This is a genomic window from Synechococcus sp. H55.2 (assembly GCF_047462495.1).
Lineage (GTDB): Bacteria > Cyanobacteriota > Cyanobacteriia > Thermostichales > Thermostichaceae > Thermostichus.
The window spans coordinates 1-3,326 of the sequence record NZ_JANSJH010000159.1; the positions used below are offsets into that span (position 1 = coordinate 1).

The 3,326-nt window shown below is 51.0% G+C and carries 2 protein-coding genes; both read right to left on the reverse strand.

Annotated elements, in window-relative coordinates; all coding sequences use genetic code 11:
* Positions 1-527: 527 nt before the first annotated feature.
* Positions 528-1,709 carry an Ig-like domain-containing protein gene (locus NW844_RS12505; RefSeq protein WP_414336105.1) on the reverse strand — a complete coding sequence of 394 codons (1,182 nt, stop codon included), beginning with the start codon at positions 1,707-1,709 and terminating at the stop codon, positions 528-530.
* A gap of 109 nt (positions 1,710-1,818) precedes the next feature.
* The coding region (locus tag NW844_RS12510) for a type II secretion system protein GspD (protein ID WP_414336107.1) at positions 1,819-3,326 on the reverse strand (1,508 nt) is incomplete at its 5' end.

The following is a 3,326-nucleotide window of genomic DNA, read 5'->3' on the forward strand; positions in this document are numbered from 1 at the left end:
AAATGCAGGGCTTCTTTGGCCGCGACGTGGAGGTGCAACTGCAGCAGCCCCGAGAACATCAGGTGGAGCTGGCGCTCATCGCCCGTCCCGGATCCCAGGCCACCTGAGCAAGACAGCGGGGCTTAGGTCCTTTGCTTCTCTGCACGACTTTTTCACAGTTTTGTTCCTAAGATTAGAACGACTCACACAGGTGTGTTGAAGACTGAGACACTAGAGGAAGGAGACTTGGGGATCCCCATATTTGGGATCCCTATTTTTTGAATGATAAAAAGTTAGCAGGATTCCTCTCGGAGCGACACGAAAACAGCGCCAGCAATGACGCTAATCTCAGCTCTCGTCCTCAAGCTGGTTGCCAGTCGCTTGCCAAAAGCTTCTACAACCCACCTCATGCAATCCAAGGGATCCCTGGCAGCAGTTGTCACCGGTTGGTCTCGTAGGGTTTTGGTTCCAAGATAAGCAGTTGGTCAAGAAACTTAACATCTAGGTCAACTCATCTTAACTCAATAAAGACTCCCCGAGCCATCGGGTTAACTTTTGTGGGTCTCAGCAGCCCAATCCTGAATAATCCAGGTACGCAAGATCTGGATTTCTTCAGGGCTCAAGTGGCCCAAGCGATCCGTGCCGGTGCCGTTGCGGCGAATGTAGGCCAATTCGGGAGATCCGCTGCGTCCAATAAAAGAGCCGGGAAATTCTCCTTGGGGATCACTCACGGGGGGTCTCGGCGTCGGCACAGTTCCCGTCCCAAGCTCCGATAAGGAACCGGGGGCGTCGGCCCCTTCTCCTTCTGCATTCAAGGGGATCCCTGCCGCCCGTTGAATAACAGCATGGCGAGCCAACCAGCGCGGTTTCAGCAACTCGCTATTTTCTGATCCGGGCGTTACGTAACGCATCACCGCGGCATAGCTATCCAAAGGGCTGCGCCGCATCCGACCGGCCCGCTGATGACAACCCACACAGCTAGCATCCAGTAGGGGCTGAATATCTCGCTGGTAGGTGTATTGAGGCTCAGTGCGGAAGGTCAACTCTATGGGATTTTGTAAATCTAGCTCTTTGGCAGCAGGTAAGAACACTCTGTAATCGGTACTGTAGTTGAGTGGCTGTAAAGGCTGTACAATTAGCTCGTTTCCCTGGATATCAAAGGCCACTTCCAAAGGAGGCTGGATCCCAAAAGCCAAACTCGTCATTCCTGTCGGAAGCTCTCGGTCGAAACGCAGGCGAATACTTTGATCAACTGGGATCCCTCTTTGGCCATTGGAAGGATTGCTAGAGACCAATGCGACTCCACCTTGAGGAAGAGGAGTAAATTCTACCTGAGCTTTTCGGGCCGCCACTCTTGGTTGTAAAAGAGTTAATGCATTGGGATAGAAAGTGGCATATTGCTCCAGTTGAGTTGGCGATGGGTTTTGCTGCCAAACACTGCGAGGCATTCGCACCGTGAAGAGGGGCACTTGTTGTTCCCCACCTTGCCCCAGTACTTCTAAAGTGAGCTGCTCCGCCTGCGGCTGTGCCTGAAATTGTTGTGCCAAGGTTTGCCAAACCAAAGAGCGCGATTGCTCGACAAGCTGTGAATAGCTCTGCCCCTGCACCCGTAGAGAGAGATGATAGGTTTGCGGCCATCCTACCTCACCCCAAGCCAGCACCCAGGCCAACCCGAAGGCGAGCAACAGGGATCCCAGCTTCAGCCAAGGCCGGCGGCGAGAGTTCGACATCAGCATTAATCAGCAACGTATCTTAGGGTTTAGCCGTTTCTATGAGAATCTTCCATCTTTGGCAAAGCAACCGGTCTGAGAGAATGACAGTCATTGGCGGGCCACTCTTCTACTCTTCTAGAACAGTTGGGGTAATCAAGACAACAACTTCACTTCTAATGTTCGTCGTGTTTTGCCTACGAAAGAGAGCACCTAGCAGAGGAATCTCAGCAAGAAGTGGAACTTTATCAACAGACACTCGATCCTCCTCTTGTATCAATCCTGCCAAAAATAGTGTTTCCCTGTCTTTAAGTCTGATTTGCAAAGAGCCAACAGAACGCTGATTGAGCAAGCTAATTACGGCTCCGTCTGCTAAAGTGATTTGGCTACCGATAGATGAAACCTGGGGAAGAAGATTCAACGTAACGTAGCCATTGTCATCAATCCTGACGTTTTGAATAATTAAGTTGACTCCTGCGTTTCCTTTTTCAAAAACGACTGTTGACGTACCCGTTGCAGGGTCTGTTACCAATCTCCTATTGGTGATAACTTCTTGACCAACTACAATAGCCGCGCCCGTGTTGTTAGCGACGACCACTTTTGGGTCAGCCAGTATCTTGGCTGTTCCTGAAGCAATAGCTGCATCTATGCGGGCCGCAAGAGATTGCTGGAGTCGGTTTAAGGTGTTGAACACAAGTGAGCCGCCAGTTCCTACGGAAGGAACTACGCCAACGTCAGGAACCGAAGACCCTGCAGGTTGGTTGAGGGGAGTTCCACCAAAGGTGGTATTATCTCCAGAGCCCAGTGCAAAGTTGCCAGAGGCACCGCCTAATGCCACTCCTAGACTAGAGTTGTTATTGAGGTTAATCTCAATAAACCTAGCACTAACTAAGACCTGACGACTTCTAAGATCAATCTGGGCAAGGTAGGCTGCAATCACATCATGCTGGGCAGGTGTGGCAACAATAGTTAGTGAGTTTGTTCTTGGATCTGCTTGAATGGCTGACTCTTGAGCAAGAGGGATATTCGATGCTTCCAGGATAGCTAAAATTCTACTTCTGATTTCACTTGGAGTGATACTTAGTTGTCTAGCATTGATTTCGACTGTTGCTTGCCCGCCTCCGGCCCCAGCAGCAGTAAGGTTAAAGGTCTGTTCTGTCTCTTCGATTCTTAGTTGATTAAGTCTATATGTTTTGACAATCTGCTGGCCGACTCCAGGAAGGCTAGTGCCGATAAAAACTGTTTGCCCTACACGAGTTGCTTGCAGTTCCTTCAGCCGCAAGATAAAGTTGAACGTTTCCTGTAAGGGTGAGTCGGCTACATCTAAGGAAATCGTCAAGTCCGGAGGAACGTCGTTAAGAACTACATTTAGTCCAGCTCGACGTACCAAGAGACTCAACACATCACCTACGGGAGCATCCCTCAGGGTTAAGGTAATCTTGGCATTTGAGCCCAAGTCAACTGGAGGGGGAGCAGGAAGGATGCTGCCGACTGCAAGATCCCCTGCCGGAGGAGCTACTGCTCGACCCTGGAAGGGAGAAGTAGTGGGATCAACGGATCCCGGCGGCAGTTGGGGTTGGTTAAGCTGCCCTACGGGGGGCACCTGAGAAATGACCGGCCCAGGGGAAGCCGGCTGAG